This window comes from Clostridium budayi (genome assembly GCF_055396605.1).
The window spans coordinates 1,075,255-1,093,223 of record NZ_AP042456.1; the positions used below are offsets into that span (position 1 = coordinate 1,075,255).

Genomic DNA, 17,969 nt, shown 5'->3' on the forward strand with positions numbered 1-17,969 from the left:
TTATTTTTTTTATTTATGAGAAGTGATCATTTTATTACGACCTAATTTTTTGGCTGAATACAGATTACTATCAGCTGAGTGAACTATATTTTCCATAGTACTAGTTTTACAATCTTTAGCAGTAACTGTATATACTCCTAAACTACAAGTTAATTTAAGTGAAATATCATCATATTTAAATAAGTGATTTTCAACACTAGTTAGTATAGTCTTTCCAAGAGTTTTTATTTTATCTATATCATCATGTTTTAAAATAAGTATAAATTCTTCACCACCAAAACGACCAAACAATGCATTTTCATCTTTGATGCATGAAGATATGATTTTAACAAAGTCTTTAAGAACTTTATCACCTAATAAATGTCCATATGTATCATTAATTCTTTTAAAGAAATCTATATCAATCATCATTACTGAAAGAAATGAATAAGATTTATATGTAGTAGCAAGTTCTTTAGTTAAGGAGTCATACATAAATTTTTTCGTATAAACTCCAGTTAAATCATCTTTATGTAATAAATCACTAATTATATTAAACATATTTTTTAATGAATCATCATAATCATTATCTTTAAAGTATCCACTTTTAGTAATGTTTTTAATAAGTTCTACAACGTAAGTAGTATCATTAATTTCAAATGGTGATGATATAACCATATAAAGTTCATTATCCTTTACTTCAACTTTATAAAATGTATTATTTTCTATGTATGCATTTAAAGAAGTACAGTTTTCACATGGTTCATCTTTACTCCAAAATTTATAACAGGTTAGACTTTTATTATCTTCAATTAAATTATTTGGATAACTATTTATAACTTTGTTGTTTATTGGGTCTACAAGTCGTATTACATCGTATAAATTTTTAAATGGAAATAGTCTCTCGCTAATATCTTTTAGTATATTCATAAATCTCATCACCTTAATTCTTAAACCGTTATTATATTTAATATATTATAAAAAGTAATTTAGGTAAACATATATTTTAATTTTGATATTTATTAATAAAATTTATAATATAAAACTAATTAATAGACAAGGTTTTTTTAACCGACTATAATAAAGTTAAACGAGTGATATAAAGGAGAAAAATATGATTATAGAATTAAAAGATAAGAAAATAGAAGAATCATTAAAGCACTTAAGAAAAGCAATTGAAATAGTTGGAGGAAATGAATATTTAGAAAATATAACAAGTGATGAACAATTAATTGAAGAGCTTTTAAGATATGTTTTTTATAAAGGAGAAGCTACTATAACTATAGATGGAAGAAATTATACAGTTATGGAGTTATGTACATTAAAAACTGAGTTTGAAAAATACTTCTTAAAAAATAAATTAAAAGTAATAAATAGAATAGTTACTAAGATTAAAAAATATAATACTGAACTAGAAGGAAAAATAAGAAAGTTTAAGAAAAGTAATTCAATAGAAGAGTTTAAAGAAATTGTAGAAGAAATAGAAGAAAGATATAAATGGGAATTCGATAATTTCTTATTAAATTATATAGATAATATGGATGATGATAAAAATTACTATGGAGAATATTTAAAAGAAAAGAGAAAACAAATTATAGATAGCATTTTAATGAAATTAGGTATATAAAATTTCGGCAAAATATATTATAATTGGAAGGTAAGTTCAATTTTAAAGAGAGATATCTTTTTAAATTTGTTCATTTAAGCACTTTATAAATAATCTAACAGAAAAGAGTAATCTAACCTGGAAGAAAGTTAATTTAATAATGTATATTAGAAGTATTTTAGATATTTTAAATACTTTATTTTGTCGTACATATTAGACTGATTTTCTTTGAGATTATAAGAAAATCAGTCTTTTTTATATTACTAAAATTTCGAAAAATCTATAAAAAAGACTAATAAATTTTTTGGAGGTTTTTATGAAAAAAATAGCAGTTATAAGCGCTATACTTGAATATCCACAGGAATGTCAAGAGGAGTTTAACAAAGTTGTATCAAATTTTAGGGGAAGTGTAAGGGGGAGAATGGGAATACCTTTTGAAGAAGGTATTTCGGTAATTTCTTTAACTGTAATAGGGGAACTTAATGAAATAAATAGTTTAACTGGTAAGCTTGGTAATATAAATGGTGTTACTGTTAAAACAGCAATAGCAAAAAAAGAAATTTAAAATTAGAAAGGGTCATGTATGAAAATAAAAAATATTATAGATAAATTATATGAAGAACATAACGCGACAAGAGAAGAACTCTTATATATTTTAGATAATATTACAGATGAAGAATGTGAGTATCTAAGAGAAAAAGCCAATGACATAAGAATGCAGAATTATGGTAATAAAGTTTATATGAGAGGACTTATAGAATTTACAAATTACTGTAAAAGAGACTGTATGTATTGTGGAATTAGAAAAAGCAATAAAAATGCTGATAGATACAGATTAACTTTCGATGAAATAATACAATGTGCTGATATTGGAGATAAACTTGGATATAAGACATATGTACTTCAAGGTGGTGAAGACGCTTATTTTACTGATGAGAGAATGATTGAAATTATTAAGGAAATAAAAAAGAGACATCCGAGTAATGCAATAACACTTTCACTTGGAGAAAGAAGCTATGAATCATATAAAAAGCTATTTGAAGCAGGTGCAGATAGATATCTTTTAAGACATGAAACTGCAACTAAAGAGCTTTATGAAAAACTTCATCCAGGTGCATCTTATGATGAAAGAATGGAATGTTTAAGAAATCTAAAGGAAATAGGATATCAAGTTGGGGCTGGATTTATGGTTGGACTTCCAGGACAAACAAATGAAGATTTAGTAAATGATTTAATGTTTGTAAAGGAATTTGAACCAGATATGTGTGGAATAGGACCATTTATACCTCAATCTGAAACACCACTTGGAAATGAAAAGGGTGGTACATTAGAGCAAACTGTAATATTACTTTCATTAATAAGATTACTACTTCCACATGTATTACTTCCAGCATCAACAGCGCTGGGAAGCGTTGATCCACTTGGACGTGAAAAAGGTATTAAAGCAGGAGGAAATGTTGTTATGCCAAATCTTTCACCAACAGAAGTAAGAGATAAGTATGCTTTATATGATGGTAAGATATGTACAGGTGATGAAGCAGCAGAATGTAGAATGTGCATAGAAGGTAGAATGAGAAAATTCGGATATGAAGTAGAAGTAAATAGAGGAGATAATGTAAAGTGGCTTAAAAAGAACAATTAAGAGGACATCATTTAGGAGGAATAAGTATGTTTATAAACCACGAATTAATTAACGGTATTTTAGAAGAAACAAAAAATCCAACTAGAGAAGAAGCAAGAGAAGTCATAGAAAAGGCAAAAAGAAGGGAAACATTAGACTATAGAGATATTGCTATACTTTTAGCTACTAAGGATAAAGAAATTGAAAAAGAAATCTTTAAGCTTGCTGGAGAAATAAAGGAAAGTATATATGGTAAGAGAATAGTTATATTTGCCCCACTATATGTAAGTGATTATTGTGTAAATAATTGTGTTTATTGCGGATATCAAAGATGTAACTCATTTGAAAGAAAAAAATTAACTCAAGAAGAAATAGCAGAAGAAGTTAAGCTATTAGAAAAGATGGGACATAAAAGATTAACATTAGAACTTGGAGAAGATCCAGTAAATGCCCCAATAGAATATGTTTTAGAATGTTTAGATACAATGTATAAAACTCAAAATGATAATGGGGAAATAAGAAGAATTAATGTAAATATAGCTGCAACATCAGTTGAAAACTTTAAAAAACTTAAAGATAAAGAAATTGGTACATACGTATTATTTCAGGAAACTTATCATAAACCAACATATGAAAGAATGCATCCAAAGTCATTAAAGAGTGATTATGAGTATCACTTAACTGCTTTTGATAGAGCAATGGAAGCTGGAATAGAGGATGTTGGTGCTGGGGTTTTATTTGGACTTGCAGATCCAAGATTTGAAGTTTTAGGACTTATGATGCATAATGCTCATCTAGAAGAAAAATTTGGAGTTGGATTCCATACTATTTCAGTTCCAAGAATAAGAAAAGCAAAGGGAGTTGCAATGGATAACTTACCAAATCTTTTAACAGATGAAATGTTTAAAAGAGTAGTTGCAGTAATTAGAATAGCTGTTCCATTTACAGGAATGATGATTACTGAAAGAGAACCTGCAGAAATAAGAAGAGAAGCTCTTAAATATGGAGTATCTCAAATATCAGCAGGATCAAGTACCGTTGTTGGTGGATATAAAAAGAGAGAAATGAATCAAGAAAATGATGAACAATTTAAGCTTTTTGATGAAGTTAGACCTCTAGAAGTTATAAGAGAATTATTAGAAGATGGATATATACCAAGCTATTGTACTGCATGTTATAGAAAAGGAAGAACAGGAGATAGATTTATGTCTCTTGCAAAGAGTGGAGAAATACAAAATGTGTGTGAACCAAATGCTATATCTACACTTGTAGAATTTGCTTTAGATTATGGAGATGAAGACTTTAAAGAAAAAGCATTAAAGACAGCAGAAAAAATAGCAAATGAAATGAAAAATGAAAAAACTAAGGAAATAACTTTAGAAAATATTAAAAGATTAAAAAACGGAGAAAGAGATCTTTTCTTATAAAGATAGGATTATATGTAGGAGGAGTAAATATGTTTATAGATCACGAATTAATTAATGGAATTTTAGAGGAAACAAAAAACCCTACGAGAGAAGAAGCACTAGACGTATTAGAAAGAGCTAAAAAGAAGGAAAAGTTAAGCTATAAAGATATTGCTATTCTTTTATCAGTTGAAGATGAAGATGTTGTAAAAGAAATGTACAAATTAGCTGGAGAAATAAAGAGAAGCATCTATGGTAAAAGAATAGTTATGTTTGCTCCACTTTATGTAAGTGATTATTGTGTTAATAATTGTGTTTACTGTGGATATCAAAGATGTAACAATTTTAGTAGAAGAAAACTTACTCAAGAAGAAGTTGCACAAGAAGTTAGAATTTTAGAAAAAATGGGTCATAAAAGACTTGCATTAGAACTTGGAGAAGATCCAGTTAATGCGCCTATAGAATATGTTTTAGAATGTTTAAAAACAATTTATAACACTCAAAATGAAAATGGAGAAATAAGAAGAGTTAATGTAAATATTGCTGCAACAACTGTAGAAGAATATAAAATGCTAAAAGAAGCAGGAATTGGAACATATATATTATTCCAAGAAACTTATCATAAGCCAACATATGATTTAATGCATCCAAAGTCATTAAAGAGTGATTATGAATACCACTTAACTGCCTTTGATAGAGCTATGGAAGCTGGAATTGATGATGTTGGTGGTGGTGCGTTATTTGGACTTGCAGATCCTAAGTTTGAAGTTTTAGGACTTATGATGCATAATGCTCACTTAGAAGAAAAGTTTGGAGTTGGATTCCATACAATATCAGTTCCAAGACTTAGAAAGGCTAAGGGAGTTACAATGGATGAGTTCCCACATCTTTTAACTGATGAAATGTTTAAAAGAGTAGTTGCTGTACTTAGAATAGCTGTACCATTTACAGGAATAATTCTTTCAACTAGAGAAACAGCAGAAATGAGAAGAGAAGTATTAAGATATGGAGTATCTCAAGTATCAGCTGGATCAAGTACAGGAGTTGGTGGATACAAAGAAAGAGAAGAAAAAGGATACGATGATAAACAATTTGAAACATCTGATGAACGTACACCACTTGAAATTATTAAAGAATTGTTAGATGATGGTTATATACCAAGTTATTGTACAGCTTGTTATAGAAAAGGTAGAACAGGCGATAGATTTATGTCTCTTGCAAAGTCAGGAGAAATACAAAATGTATGTGAGCCTAATGCTATAACAACTCTTGTAGAATATGCTTTAGATTATGGTGATGAAGAATTTAGAGAAAAGGCTCTAGTTACAGCTGAAAAAGTAGCAAATGAAATTGAAAATGAAAAAACAAAAAATATTGTGTTAAATAATATTAAGAAGCTAAAAGAAGGAACAAGAGACCTTTTCCTATAATATAGGAGATGATTTGTATGAATAATACACCAAATTCAAATAGAAAACATATTGCTATTTTTGGTAATACAAATAGTGGTAAGTCTTCTTTAATGAACAAAATATTAGGACAAGAAATGTCACTAGTATCAGAAGTTGAAGGAACAACAACAGATCCAGTACAAAAAGCAATGGAACTTATTCCTGTAGGTCCTGTGCTTTTAATAGATACAGCAGGGCTTGAAGATAAGACAGAACTTGGAGAGCTTAGACTTAAAAAGACTATGGAAGTTCTAAAAAAGACTGATGTAGCTATTTTTGTAATTGATGCCTCAAGTCCAGATTTTGAATCTTTTAATAACTGGAAAATAGAAGCTTTAAAATATAATATACCTTTTATTGTGGCAGCAAATAAAGCAGAGGTTGCAAATAAGGAAATTGTAGAAACTTTAAAAGATAAATATTCAGATGTTATATGTACATCAACAGTAACTGATATTGGAATAGATAATATTAAAGAAGCTTTAGTTAAAATATTAGATAGAGAAGATGATGAAAAATCATTAATAGGTGATTTAGTACCTTATGGTGGAACTGTAGTATTAGTAGTTCCTATTGATTCAGAAGCTCCAAAAGGTAGATTAATTCTTCCACAAGTACAAGTTATAAGAGATTGCTTAGATAATGGTATAAAAAGTTATGTAGTTAGGGATACAGAACTTGAAGATGCTCTAAAAGATTTAAAAAATGTAGATCTAGTTGTAACAGATTCACAAGCTTTTAAAAATGTAAGCAAAATAGTTCCAGAAAATATTAGACTTACTAGTTTTTCAATACTTTTTGCAAGACAAAAAGGAGACTTAAAGACTTTTGTTGATGGTGTTAATAAAATAAGGACTCTAGTTCCTGGGGATAATATATTAATCTCAGAAAGCTGTACTCACAATGTATCTCATGAAGATATAGGAAGAGTTAAAATTCCAAAACTTTTAGAAAAGTTTGTTGGAGGTAAATTAAATTTCACTTATAGAGTAGGACATGATTTCCCAGATGATATTAAAAAGTATGATTTAATAATTCATTGTGGAGCATGTATGATAAATAGAAAAACTGTATTAAATAGAGTTAACCTATGTAATGAAAAAAATATTCCTATAACTAATTATGGGGTAGTACTTGCCTTTTTAACAGGAATACTTGATAGATCAATTGAAAACTTAATATAAAAAGAATTGTAAATTATATTTTACAGTTGTATAATAAAAGTAAAATTAAATAAGCTAGGGGTGCTTTTATAAAAGCTGAGAGATAGTTATTATAGACTATTAACCCTTTAACCTGATATGGATAATGCCAACGGAGGGAAGCGTACTATTTTATATAAATTACTATTTATATTGTAATTTATGGCTTTCTGTGTATTTTTACATAGAAAGCCTTTTTTAGTTAGATTAAAGAAGATTATATTCCTAAGTATGTGTATATCATAGGGAGATAATCTTCTTTTTTTATAAAAAATAAAAAAGGAGTGTAAAATATGAAATTTACAGATTATTTATTTGAAGAAAGTAAGGAAATTTTTGATGCTTATTTAGAGCATCCATTTTTAAAGGAGCTAGGAGAGGGAACTTTAGATAAGAATAAGTTTAGAGAGTATCTTATTCAGGATTATCTATACTTAAAAGATTACGCTAAAGTTTTTTGTCAAGGTGTTATTAAGTCTAATAGCATGGAAGAGATGAAATTTTTCTATGGCTCAATTAAAGGAACAATGGAAGATGAAACAGCAGTACATATAAAGTACTTACAAGGTTTTGGTATAAGCCCTAAAGATGCAGAAAAGAAAGAAACTAAATTGACTAATAAAAGTTATACAAGTTATATGTTAGGACAAGCTTTAACAGGAGATGTATATGATATTATAGCAGCAGTGCTTCCTTGCACATGGAGTTATTATTACATAGGTAAAAAATTATTAGAAAAGTATCAAGATAAGCTAGAAAATAATTTTTATAAAGCTTGGATAGAAATGTATTCATGTAAAGAGTATGAGGATTTTACTAATGATTGGATCAACTTTACGAATGATAAATGCAATAATTTAAGCAAAGAGAAGAAGGAATATCTTAAAAATATATTTATAACATCAAGTATATACGAGATGAAGTTTTGGGATATGGCATATGAAAAGGAAGAGATATAAAAATGATAATTAACATAATAATAGTTTTAGTAACAACTTTGATATTTATTTTTTATTTATATAACTTAAGAAAACATCCACTTACAACAAAAAATTTAGTAGCAGTAGGAATGTATTCATCAGTAGCTTTTTTACTATATTTAATACACTTTATAACCTATCCACAAGGTGGAGGTATAACTTTGTTTTCAATGCTTCCTATAATGCTTCTATCAATATTTTATGGAACTACAGTTGGAGTTACTGGAGGGCTTATATTTGGGTTCTTAAAATTATTAAATGGAGCATTTATAGTTCATCCTGTACAATTTTTATTAGATTATATTTTAGCAAATATGGCACTTGGACTTACAGGTGTATTTAAAGGAGATAAAAGACTAAATATTAATTTAGGGGCTATTATCTCGGTAGCTTTAAGTGTATTTATATCAATATTATCAGGAGTAATATTTTTTGGGCAATATGCACCTAAAGGAATGAATGTATGGTTATATTCATGTATTTATAATATAAGCAGTGCAGGAGTTGAGGGGATTTTAACGATAATAGTTATGAATTTACTTCCAATTAAGAAACTTAAAAATATGGCAAATAGAGGAAAATAAAATCTAAATTTTTTTACTAAAGCTTTTTATGTTATATTAATTATATAAAATAAAAAGCTTTAGGAGAAAGAAATGAAAAACGGATTTGAAAAATTTAATTTAAGCAAGGAAATTATTAATTCATTAAATGATTTATCATATACTAAACCTACAGAGGTTCAAGATCTTGTAATAAAAGAAGCATTGTTAAACAAAGATCTAATAGTAAAATCTCAAACAGGAAGTGGAAAAACAGCAGCTTTTGGTATTCCATTATGTGAAAAGATTATATGGGATGAAAATGTGCCAAGAGTTCTTATACTTGCACCAACAAGAGAACTTGCAATACAAATAAAAGATGATATCCTAAATATAGGAAGATATAAAAGGATAAATGCGGTAGCTTTAGTTGGAAAAGAATCTTTTAAAGAACAAGAAAAGAAATTAAAAGGAAAGGTTCACTTTGTAATAGGAACTCCAGGAAGGGTTTTAGATCATTTAGATAATAAAACTTTAGATGGTAAAGCTTTTAAATATTTAGTAATTGATGAAGCTGATGAAATGTTTAATATGGGATTTATAGGTCAAGTTGAAGGAGTATGTAGAAGAATTACAAGAAAAAGAACTACAATGCTATTTTCAGCAACTATGCCTGATAAAATTACAGAATTAAGTGAAAAGCATATGGATAGACCAGTTCTATTAAAGGTTAAAGAACAAAAATTAATTACAGACAGAATAACTCATGGACTTGTTAGGCTTTTAAATGGAAAAGATAAACTTTCAAAGGTTAATGAAATACTTTTAAAAGAAGTACCTGAAACTGCTATAATGTTTTGCAAAACTAAAGAGAATGTTGAAACTGCATTTAATTATTTTAAAAATAAAGGTTATTCTGTAGATAAGATTCACGGGGATATGCTTCAAAAAGATAGAACAAAGAAAATGGAAGAATTTAAAGAGGGTAATTTTAGAATTCTAATTGCAACAGATGTTGCATCTAGGGGAATAGATGTAGATAACATAACACATGTAATAAATATAGATATTCCAGTTGAAAAAGAAGCCTATGTGCACAGAATAGGAAGAACAGGAAGAGCAAAAAATACTGGTAAGTCTATAACTTTAATGACTCCATATGAAGATAAATATTTAGAAAGAATTGAAGAATATATAGGATTTAATATAGAAGACTATAAAGAAAATAATAGTGAATTAAGTGAAAAAGATAGAGAAACTATTTTAAAAAGAAAACCAGAAACTAAGAAGAAAACTAAAAAAGTAAATAAAAATATAATGAAAATTTACTTAAATGGTGGAAAGAAAAAGAAAATAAGAGTATTGGATATTGTAGGAACTATTTCTAATATAGAAGGAATTAATAAAGAAGATATTGGAATAATTGAAGTTAAGGATATGGGATCAACAGTGGAAATTTTAAATGGTAAAGGAAATAAGGTACTTAAAGAACTTCAAACTAAAACAATAAAGGGTAAAAAATTAAGAGTTGAAAAAGCTAAAAATTAATTAGTTTATTTTAGAGCGGAATATTAAAAATGTTAATATTCCACTTTTTTTACTGAAAATATATTGAAATTAACTAAAATACTTGTATAATTATGGAATGAGTGAAAATAATTGATTAAATTAATCATATAAGATTTAATTTAAAATAATATTATATATGAAGGGTATAATATATATTTTATGTATATTGGGTGTATATAGGAAATAGAGGGGGATAAATTATGGATTTTAATTTAAATGTACCAACAGAAATAATATTTGGTGAAGATGTAGTAAAGAATAATTATATAAAATTTAAAGATGAAGGTGATATTGCACTTATAGTTACAGGAAATAAATCTTCTAAATTAAATGGAGCTTTAAAGGATGTATTAGATGCTTTAGATAGATTAAATAAAGATTATTATATTTTTGACAAGGTTGAAGAAAACCCATCTTTAGAAACAATAGAGAAGGGAAGTAGTTTAGGTAGAGTAGTTAATGCTGATTTTGTTATAGGAATTGGAGGAGGATCCTCATTAGATGCTGCAAAGGCAATTGCTATGATGATAAAGAATAAAAACGTTACAAAAGAAAATATATTTGACTTTAAAGATTTAGAAGCACTACCTGTCATTGCAATTCCAACTACATCTGGGACAGGAAGTGAAGTTACACAATATTCAATAGTTACAGATAATAAAAAGCATACTAAAAGAAATTTAGGGCAAACTATATATCCTAATATTGCATTTTTAGATCCTAAATATACAGAAAATTTAAGCGTACAAATAACTAGAAATACAGCTATGGATGCTTTTTCTCATATAGTTGAAGGTTATTTAAATAGTAATTCAACTGAATATACAGATAAATTATCTATAGAAGCTTTAAAATATTTCAGTGAAGCATTAGATTCATTACTTAAAGGTAATTTTTCTAAAAAAGATAGAGAAAATATGATGATAGCTTCAACTATTGCTGGAGGAATAATTGCACATAATGGAACATCAATACCACATGGAATGGGATATGCATTAACTTATAATAAAGGCATACCACATGGACTTTCTAATTGCTGTCTGTATCCTGAATATTTAAAGACATTTAAGGATCACAAAAAATTAAATAATATAATCAGTATATTAGGTTTCTCATCTCTTAAAGATTTAAATAAAAATATAAAGAGATTATCTACAGTTAATGTGAAAATTTCAGAAGATGAGATAAAAGAATATACAGATAGTATATGGAATAATAAAGATAAGCTTAAAAATCATCCAGAAGAGATTACTTATGATGAACTTTACAAAATTTATTATAATAGCTTAGTTGAAAGTGATATTTAAAATATTATTTATGATATAATAAGAAAAAAATAGAAAAGAGGAATGCAAAGATGAATTATATTTTTAAATATGAAGATAAAGAGATTAAGCTTTCTAAAGATAATCTTATAGAAATAATAAATGATGAAGAAATGCCTATAGAAGATATAAATATAGAAACTATTATAAAGCTTTTAAATGAAGGAGAAGATGTTAAGTTTGAAAAAGCTTATTATAGCACTCCTTGTGAAAAATGTGATAGTAATTTTAAAGAAAAAAGAAATATAAGTGAGTATTTAGAATATTATTTTTACATTTATACAAAGGATAACAAGTTTGTAATAAGTGATATATCAAAAGAGTATGAAAATTTAACATACAATAGATTAGAACTTGAAGGAAAAGTTGATAATAGTTATATTGTAACTGTAATTGTTTGTGCAAATTGTAATGAATATTTAGTTCAAATAGAAGAGATAGAAGTTTAATTATAAAAAGCTTACTAAAATCGTATTTTAGTAAGCTTTTTTTATATGCAATTAAAAATCATAGTTTTAAAAATGCAATTACTAGAAGACATATTCCAGATACCCAAGATAAGTTGTTATTTGAAGAAGAGATCATATTTTTGCCAATATATGAACCGATTTTTATTGAGGCAATTCCAAATATGAAGCATGTCATAATCATAAACAATGAATTTACATTAATAAAGCTAGCACCAAAACCAACTGCTAGACTATCTATAGATAAAGCTATAGCCAAATAGATAGATTCTTTTAAAGAAATATTTTTTGATCTATCAAAGTCGGCCTTTTTTTCATCTAAATAAACTTCAAGAGCAAATTTAAAGTCAAATAGTTTAAAAGTAAGAGGCTTTGTAGTATTAGTGTATTTATTCATAAATTTTTTAAACACACCTTCAAATAACTTATAAATCCCAAGAATGGTGAAAATCGAAAAGCTTATAAATTTAGGTAAATAACTTGGTAGTATATCTTCTATATAATTACCTAACAAGAGAGAGATAGCTAGTATTCCTGCTGAAATTATATTCATTACAATAATATAAGTATTTGGAATTTTTATTTTATCAGCACCATAAGCTATACTAGCTACAAATGAATCTATTACTAAAGAGAAGACTAATATTATAGTTTCCATATATTCACCTCAAAGACATTTAATCTACTAGTTATTTTATGATGAAATTAGTCGAAAAGTGAAAAAATATTTTTTTGTAACAAATAAATAAAATTTATAATTTATAATAAGACATATATTATAAAGGGTAGAGAAAGGGAATTTATATGTTTAGTGTTAACGATATAGTTAATTTTTTTAATAATTATAGTGAAATAGCTATTATATTAAGTTTATTTATTAGTATTATAATTGCTATTTTAGGGGTTATTCCTTCTGTATTTGTTACAGGAGCAAACATTTTATTTTTTGGACCCGTATTTGGATTTTTCATATCTATTATGGGTGAAGTTATAGGTGGTTGGATTACTTTTAGACTATATAGAAAGGGTTTTAAGAAAGGCTTTGATAGTCTTACAAAAAAACATAAATTATTAGAGAATATAGCGAAAAGTAAAGGTAATAAATGTGCCTTTTTAATATTACAAGGTAGAATAATACCTTTTATACCATCAGGTGTTGTAACTTTAGCAGCATCTATTAGTGAAATAGATGATATTAGGTACACGGTAGCAACATTTATTGGAAAGATTCCTTCAATATTAATAGAAGTATTAATAAGTTATGGAGTTTTAATGCAAGGTCAAAAATTTATACAAATTGCTCTTGCAATTATAGGGTGTTATTTTATTTATAAGACTATAAGAAAAATGTGATATAATTAAAAAAATGACTTATTTAATTGGAGGCAGGATTATTATGTATAAGTTAATAGCACTTGATATGGATGGAACTTTATTAAATTCTAAGAAAGAAATATCAGAAAAAAACAGAGAAGCAATAAAAAAAGCAAAAGAAATTGGGGTGTATGTTGTACTAGCTTCAGGAAGACCTATTGATGGTTTAGTTAATTTTTTAGAAGAATTAGACTTAATAGGTGATGATGACTATGTTTTAAGTTACAATGGCTGTTTAGTACAAAAGACTAAAAGCAGAGATATAGTATGCGACGTTACAATTACAGGAAAGGATTTTAAATACTTACTTGGTTTAGCTAAAGAAGCTGGAGTAAATATACATGCCTTTTCTAAAGAAAAAGGATTAATAACACCTCAGACTAGTAAGTATACTGAATTTGAAGCAAGTCAAAATGGAATAGACTTCTATGAAATTGACTGTAATACTGTAAGAGACGATGAAGAAATAATTAAGGTAATGATGATTGATGAACCTGAAATATTAGAAAAGGGTATAGCAAAATTACCTAAGGAAGTTTATGAAAAGTATAGTGTTGCAAGAAGTACACAATTTTTCTTAGAATTCTTTAATAAGAATGCTAATAAGGGAGAAGGTCTTAGTCTTTTAGCTAAGCATTTAGGAATAAAGAAAGAAGAAATAATTACTATGGGAGATGAAATGAATGATTTCCCTATGATTGAATATGCAGGTCTTGGAGTTGCAATGGGTAATGCGTGCGACAAAATAAAAGAAATTGCAAATTACATAACAGATAGCAATGACGAAGATGGAGTTGCAAAAGTTATAGAAGAATTTATTGTAAAAGAGAGAATATAAATTAAATACATAAAAGGACTTTTTCAATTTTGAAAAGGTCCTTTTAATATTTAAATCTATATAGTTTTATTAGTAAATATTACACAAGTAGGTTCTGGCACATTAATTTCATCTGATAAAGAAAGAATAGAACCACTTGATAAATCAATCTCATATGATGTAAGTTTATTTTTTAAAAGACTTGCAATTATAATCCATTTACCATCTGGAGTAAATGTAAAATCTCTTGGACTAGATATATCAAGATAATACGTATCAACTAGAGATAATGTACCATCTTTTAATATTTTATAGCATGATACACTATTTCTTTTTCTTTCAGAAACATATATATATTTATTTGATGGATGTATATGAATTGCAGCACCTTCAAAATCTTCGCTAGAGTCTTTATAGATTGGGAAGTTATCAATAATATTAAAACCCCAGTCATCAAATTCAAGAGTGAATATTTCTGCAGTTAGTTCAGTTAAAACATATGCTATATTAAGTGAACTATGAAACACCAAATGTCTTGGTCCAGAATTATTTTTTAATTTTATTGAATATAATTTGGTAAAGTCTGTAGTATTATACATAGAAATTTTATTTAAAGCTAGATTGCAAGTTGCTAAAAATTTATTATTAGGGCTTAAACCTGCAAAATGCATCTTTGAAGACTCTTTTAGTTTAGTATTTAAACTTCTAACTGGTTTAAAACTAAGATCATTTAATATCTCATATATATTTACAATTCCCTCATGATAATTTGCACTAAATAAGAACTTATCATTATTAGAAATATAACATGGAGGTTTTAATGAATCTGAAGTCATATAGATCTTATCTAAATTCAAATTATTTATTTTAAATGAGCAAATACCTCCCTCTAAGTTATCTCCTTGTATAGAAAATAAAACATTAGATTCACTATTTAAAGAAATATAAGTTGGATTTTTTATACTAAAAGCTAAATCAACTTTTAAAAATTTTCCAATATTACTATCAAATAAAAATTTATATAAACCATTACTATCTTTTTTTGTGTATGTACCTATAAAACCTAAAAATATATTTCTCATACTAATACCCCCCTTAGATTGAATATAAAAATATTATAACATAAAGTTAATTACATTTAAGGAAAAATATGTTTTAATAAAATAAGGGGGTGAATTTATGCCGATTAGAATACCATGTGAGTTACCAGCTTTTAAAGTTTTAAGTGATGAAAACATATTTGTAATGAATAATAAAAGAGCAAATACTCAAGATATTAGGCCACTTAAAATATGTATATTAAATTTAATGCCTATGAAAATAGAGGCAGAAAATCAACTTTTGAGGTATCTTTCAAATACACCATTACAAGTAGAAATAACGTTGCTTCAAACTAAAAGCTATAAATCAAATAATACATCTAAAGAACATTTAGAAAAGTTCTACTGTTTTTTTGAAGATATTAAAAATGAAAAATTCGATGGGATGATAATAACTGGGGCGCCTGTTGAAAAATTAGAATTCGAAGAAGTGATATATTGGGAAGAACTTAAAAAAATAATGAAATGGAGTAAAAGTAATGTACATTCAACACTTCATATATGTTGGGGTGCACAGGCTGGTTTATATTATCATTATGGAGTTAGAAAAAGAGAGCTTAATAAAAAGATGTTTGGAATCTTTAAGCATTATGTAAATGATAAAAAAGACGAGCTTGTAAGAGGATTAGATGATATATATTATGCACCACATTCTAGGCATAGCGAAGTTATTAAGGAGGATATTTTAAAAATTAATGAACTTAAGATATTATCTGAATCTGATGAAGCAGGAGTATTTATTATTGCAACAAAGAATTTAAGACAAATTTTTATAACGGGTCATTTAGAGTATGAGAGAGATACTTTAAAAAATGAATACTTTAGGGATATTAAAAAGGGTTTAAATATAGAAATTCCTAAAAATTATTTTTTAGATGACGATATATATAGTGAGCCAGTAGTAAGATGGAGAGGGAGTGCTAATATAGTCTTTGGAAACTGGCTTAATTACTGCGTTTATCAAAATACTCCATATGATATAAATTCAATTAAATAGATATTTTATACTGCAATATGGAAAAGATTGCAGTATTTTTTTTGCAGTATATGGAATAGAAATAAAAAGTTTTTTAAAAGTGTAAAAAAATATGACAAAATGATTGAAAATATGACATATAGGCGTGTATAATCAACTAGTAATAAATTTGACGTAATGGAGTGAAGAAAATGGAAGAAAATAGAGAGAAGTTTTCATCAGGACTGTCAGTATTTTTTGCTACATTAAGCTCAGCAGTAGGAATAGGTAACATATGGATGTTCCCTTACATTGTTGGAGAAAATGGTGGAGCGACATTTATTATAATGTATTTAATATGTGTACTTGTAATAGCTATCCCAATATTAATTAGTGAATTTGTATTAGGTAGAAATACAAGAAAAAATATATATGGTGCTGTAGAAAGTATAACTGATAAAAAATTCTTTAAACTTATTGGAATAATAGGTGTTATGGCATCTTTTTCTATGTTATTTTTCTATACTGTAGTTTCAGGATGGGTATATTCTTATGTATTTAAAGCATTAAGCGGTGCATTTAATGGTGCAGATGCTAGTTCTTTAGAAGCTATGTTTAATACTGCAAGTTCTGGAGTTTTTGGCCCAATTATTTGGCAAATAGTTGCTTTAGTAGTAGCAGGTGTTATACTTGCAATGGGTGTTAAAAGCGGTATTGAAAAAATGACTAAAACATTAATGCCAGTTCTTATAGTTTTATTAGTACTTTGTGCTTTAAGAAGTGTTACATTACCTAATTCATTAGGAGGGGTAGAGTTCTTATTTAAACCAGACTTAAGTAAAATAACTTTTGAAGTATTTATATCAGCACTAGGATTAGCATTCTTTAAGTTATCAGTTGGTACTGGTTCAATGGTTACATATAGTAGTTATTTTACAGATGATAATAATTTAGTAAAAACAGGAGCATCTGTAGCAATTGCAGATACATTTGTTTCATTAATTGCAGGGGTTGCAATATTCCCAGCAGTATTTTCTTTTGGACAGGCACCAGGTAGCGGACCAGGACTATTATTTAATACAGTTCCTTTAATATTTTCAAAAATGCCAGGAGGAACAATACTTGGAGTAGTATTCTTCTTATTAACTGCAATGGCAGCAACAATGGCAACTATTTCTATACTTGAAGTATTAACAGCTACATTATCAGAACAATTTAAAATTGAAAGAAAAAAAGCAATAATAATAAATATAATTATAATAGCAATATTTGGTTCATTAGCAGCATTATCTGCAAATGCTAATTCACCACTTGCAGGGGTAACTATATTTGGCTTAACATTCTTTGATTTCTTTAATGCGCTTATATCTAAAGTATTACTACCTATAAATGGTTTATTAGTAACAATACTTATGGGACATGTAGTAAGTAATAAAATTTATATTTCACAAATAACTAATAACGGAACATTAAAGAATGAGGTACTAGCTAAATTCTTAATATTCTTAGTAAAATACATAACTCCAGCACTTGTGCTAGTTGTATTTATTAAAACTTTTATATAAGTTTTGGGAA

General features: G+C 27.1%; 18 protein-coding genes and 1 riboswitch. Of the genes, 15 read left to right on the forward strand and 3 right to left on the reverse strand.

The window, feature by feature from the left end; all coding sequences use genetic code 11:
• Nucleotides 1–9: 9 nt before the first annotated feature.
• Nucleotides 10–909, reverse strand: coding sequence for a GGDEF domain-containing protein (locus ACZ5TJ_RS05000; RefSeq protein WP_464201713.1), 900 nt, complete (start codon nt 907–909; stop codon nt 10–12).
• 184 nt (nt 910–1,093) lie between these two features.
• Here ACZ5TJ_RS05000 and ACZ5TJ_RS05005 point away from each other — a divergent pair, with 184 nt between their 5' ends.
• The 11 genes from ACZ5TJ_RS05005 (at nt 1,094) to ACZ5TJ_RS05055 (ending at nt 12,130) form a co-directional block, all read left to right on the forward strand.
• Nucleotides 1,094–1,606, forward strand: a complete 513-nt coding sequence (locus ACZ5TJ_RS05005) for a hypothetical protein (protein ID WP_039310851.1) — start codon at nt 1,094–1,096, stop codon at nt 1,604–1,606.
• 295 nt (nt 1,607–1,901) lie between these two features.
• Nucleotides 1,902–2,150 carry a TM1266 family iron-only hydrogenase system putative regulator gene (locus ACZ5TJ_RS05010; protein WP_055205766.1) on the forward strand — a complete coding sequence of 83 codons (249 nt, stop codon included), beginning with the start codon at nt 1,902–1,904 and terminating at the stop codon, nt 2,148–2,150.
• Between the two features lie 24 nt (nt 2,151–2,174).
• Entirely contained in the window at nt 2,175–3,227 is a 1,053-nt protein-coding gene (gene hydE / locus ACZ5TJ_RS05015; RefSeq protein ID WP_464202277.1) for a [FeFe] hydrogenase H-cluster radical SAM maturase HydE, read from the forward strand.
• A 26-nt stretch (nt 3,228–3,253) separates the two neighbouring features.
• Nucleotides 3,254–4,633, forward strand: a complete 1,380-nt coding sequence (gene hydG, locus ACZ5TJ_RS05020) for a [FeFe] hydrogenase H-cluster radical SAM maturase HydG (protein WP_464201714.1) — start codon at nt 3,254–3,256, stop codon at nt 4,631–4,633.
• A 29-nt stretch (nt 4,634–4,662) separates the two neighbouring features.
• Nucleotides 4,663–6,042, forward strand: a complete 1,380-nt coding sequence (hydG, locus tag ACZ5TJ_RS05025) for a [FeFe] hydrogenase H-cluster radical SAM maturase HydG (RefSeq protein WP_464201716.1) — start codon at nt 4,663–4,665, stop codon at nt 6,040–6,042.
• Between the two features lie 17 nt (nt 6,043–6,059).
• Nucleotides 6,060–7,247 carry a [FeFe] hydrogenase H-cluster maturation GTPase HydF gene (gene hydF, locus ACZ5TJ_RS05030; RefSeq protein ID WP_464201718.1) on the forward strand — a complete coding sequence of 396 codons (1,188 nt, stop codon included), beginning with the start codon at nt 6,060–6,062 and terminating at the stop codon, nt 7,245–7,247.
• Nucleotides 7,248–7,293: 46 nt separating this feature from the next.
• Nucleotides 7,294–7,403, forward strand: a riboswitch (TPP riboswitch).
• Between the two features lie 155 nt (nt 7,404–7,558).
• Complete coding sequence (tenA, locus tag ACZ5TJ_RS05035; protein ID WP_464201720.1) at nt 7,559–8,224, forward strand: thiaminase II; 666 nt, start codon at nt 7,559–7,561, stop codon at nt 8,222–8,224.
• A gap of 2 nt (nt 8,225–8,226) precedes the next feature.
• Nucleotides 8,227–8,829 (forward strand): energy-coupled thiamine transporter ThiT, encoded by a 603-nt coding sequence (thiT, locus tag ACZ5TJ_RS05040; RefSeq protein ID WP_464201721.1) that lies wholly within the window; start codon nt 8,227–8,229, stop codon nt 8,827–8,829.
• A gap of 72 nt (nt 8,830–8,901) precedes the next feature.
• On the forward strand, nt 8,902–10,335 hold the full coding sequence (locus ACZ5TJ_RS05045) for a DEAD/DEAH box helicase (protein WP_464201723.1): 1,434 nt from the start codon (nt 8,902–8,904) through the stop codon (nt 10,333–10,335).
• Nucleotides 10,336–10,556: 221 nt separating this feature from the next.
• Nucleotides 10,557–11,663, forward strand: coding sequence for an iron-containing alcohol dehydrogenase family protein (locus ACZ5TJ_RS05050; RefSeq protein ID WP_464201725.1), 1,107 nt, complete (start codon nt 10,557–10,559; stop codon nt 11,661–11,663).
• Nucleotides 11,664–11,713: 50 nt separating this feature from the next.
• The gene (locus tag ACZ5TJ_RS05055) at nt 11,714–12,130 is read left to right on the forward strand and encodes a DUF3785 family protein (RefSeq protein WP_464201727.1); all 417 of its coding nucleotides are present in this window, start codon (nt 11,714–11,716) and stop codon (nt 12,128–12,130) included.
• 58 nt (nt 12,131–12,188) lie between these two features.
• Here the strand turns inward: ACZ5TJ_RS05055 and ytaF are convergent, their stop codons facing one another.
• Nucleotides 12,189–12,806 (reverse strand): sporulation membrane protein YtaF, encoded by a 618-nt coding sequence (ytaF, locus tag ACZ5TJ_RS05060; RefSeq protein ID WP_464201729.1) that lies wholly within the window; start codon nt 12,804–12,806, stop codon nt 12,189–12,191.
• Between the two features lie 146 nt (nt 12,807–12,952).
• On the opposite strand from ytaF, the gene ACZ5TJ_RS05065 reads away from it, so the two are divergent.
• Together ACZ5TJ_RS05065 and yidA are read left to right on the forward strand one after the other, a co-directional pair.
• The gene (locus ACZ5TJ_RS05065; protein WP_464201731.1) at nt 12,953–13,501 is read left to right on the forward strand and encodes a TVP38/TMEM64 family protein; all 549 of its coding nucleotides are present in this window, start codon (nt 12,953–12,955) and stop codon (nt 13,499–13,501) included.
• A 43-nt stretch (nt 13,502–13,544) separates the two neighbouring features.
• A complete protein-coding gene (gene yidA / locus ACZ5TJ_RS05070) occupies nt 13,545–14,360 on the forward strand; it encodes a sugar-phosphatase (protein WP_464201732.1) in 816 nt (271 codons plus the stop codon).
• A gap of 56 nt (nt 14,361–14,416) precedes the next feature.
• On the opposite strand, the gene ACZ5TJ_RS05075 is transcribed toward yidA, so the two are convergent.
• The gene (locus tag ACZ5TJ_RS05075) at nt 14,417–15,421 is read right to left on the reverse strand and encodes a lactonase family protein (RefSeq protein ID WP_464201733.1); all 1,005 of its coding nucleotides are present in this window, start codon (nt 15,419–15,421) and stop codon (nt 14,417–14,419) included.
• A gap of 97 nt (nt 15,422–15,518) precedes the next feature.
• Here ACZ5TJ_RS05075 and metA point away from each other — a divergent pair, with 97 nt between their 5' ends.
• Nucleotides 15,519–16,436 carry a homoserine O-acetyltransferase MetA gene (metA, locus tag ACZ5TJ_RS05080; RefSeq protein WP_464201734.1) on the forward strand — a complete coding sequence of 306 codons (918 nt, stop codon included), beginning with the start codon at nt 15,519–15,521 and terminating at the stop codon, nt 16,434–16,436.
• Between the two features lie 170 nt (nt 16,437–16,606).
• On the forward strand, nt 16,607–17,959 hold the full coding sequence (locus ACZ5TJ_RS05085; protein WP_464201735.1) for a sodium-dependent transporter: 1,353 nt from the start codon (nt 16,607–16,609) through the stop codon (nt 17,957–17,959).
• The last annotated feature ends 10 nt before the right edge of the window (nt 17,960–17,969 follow it).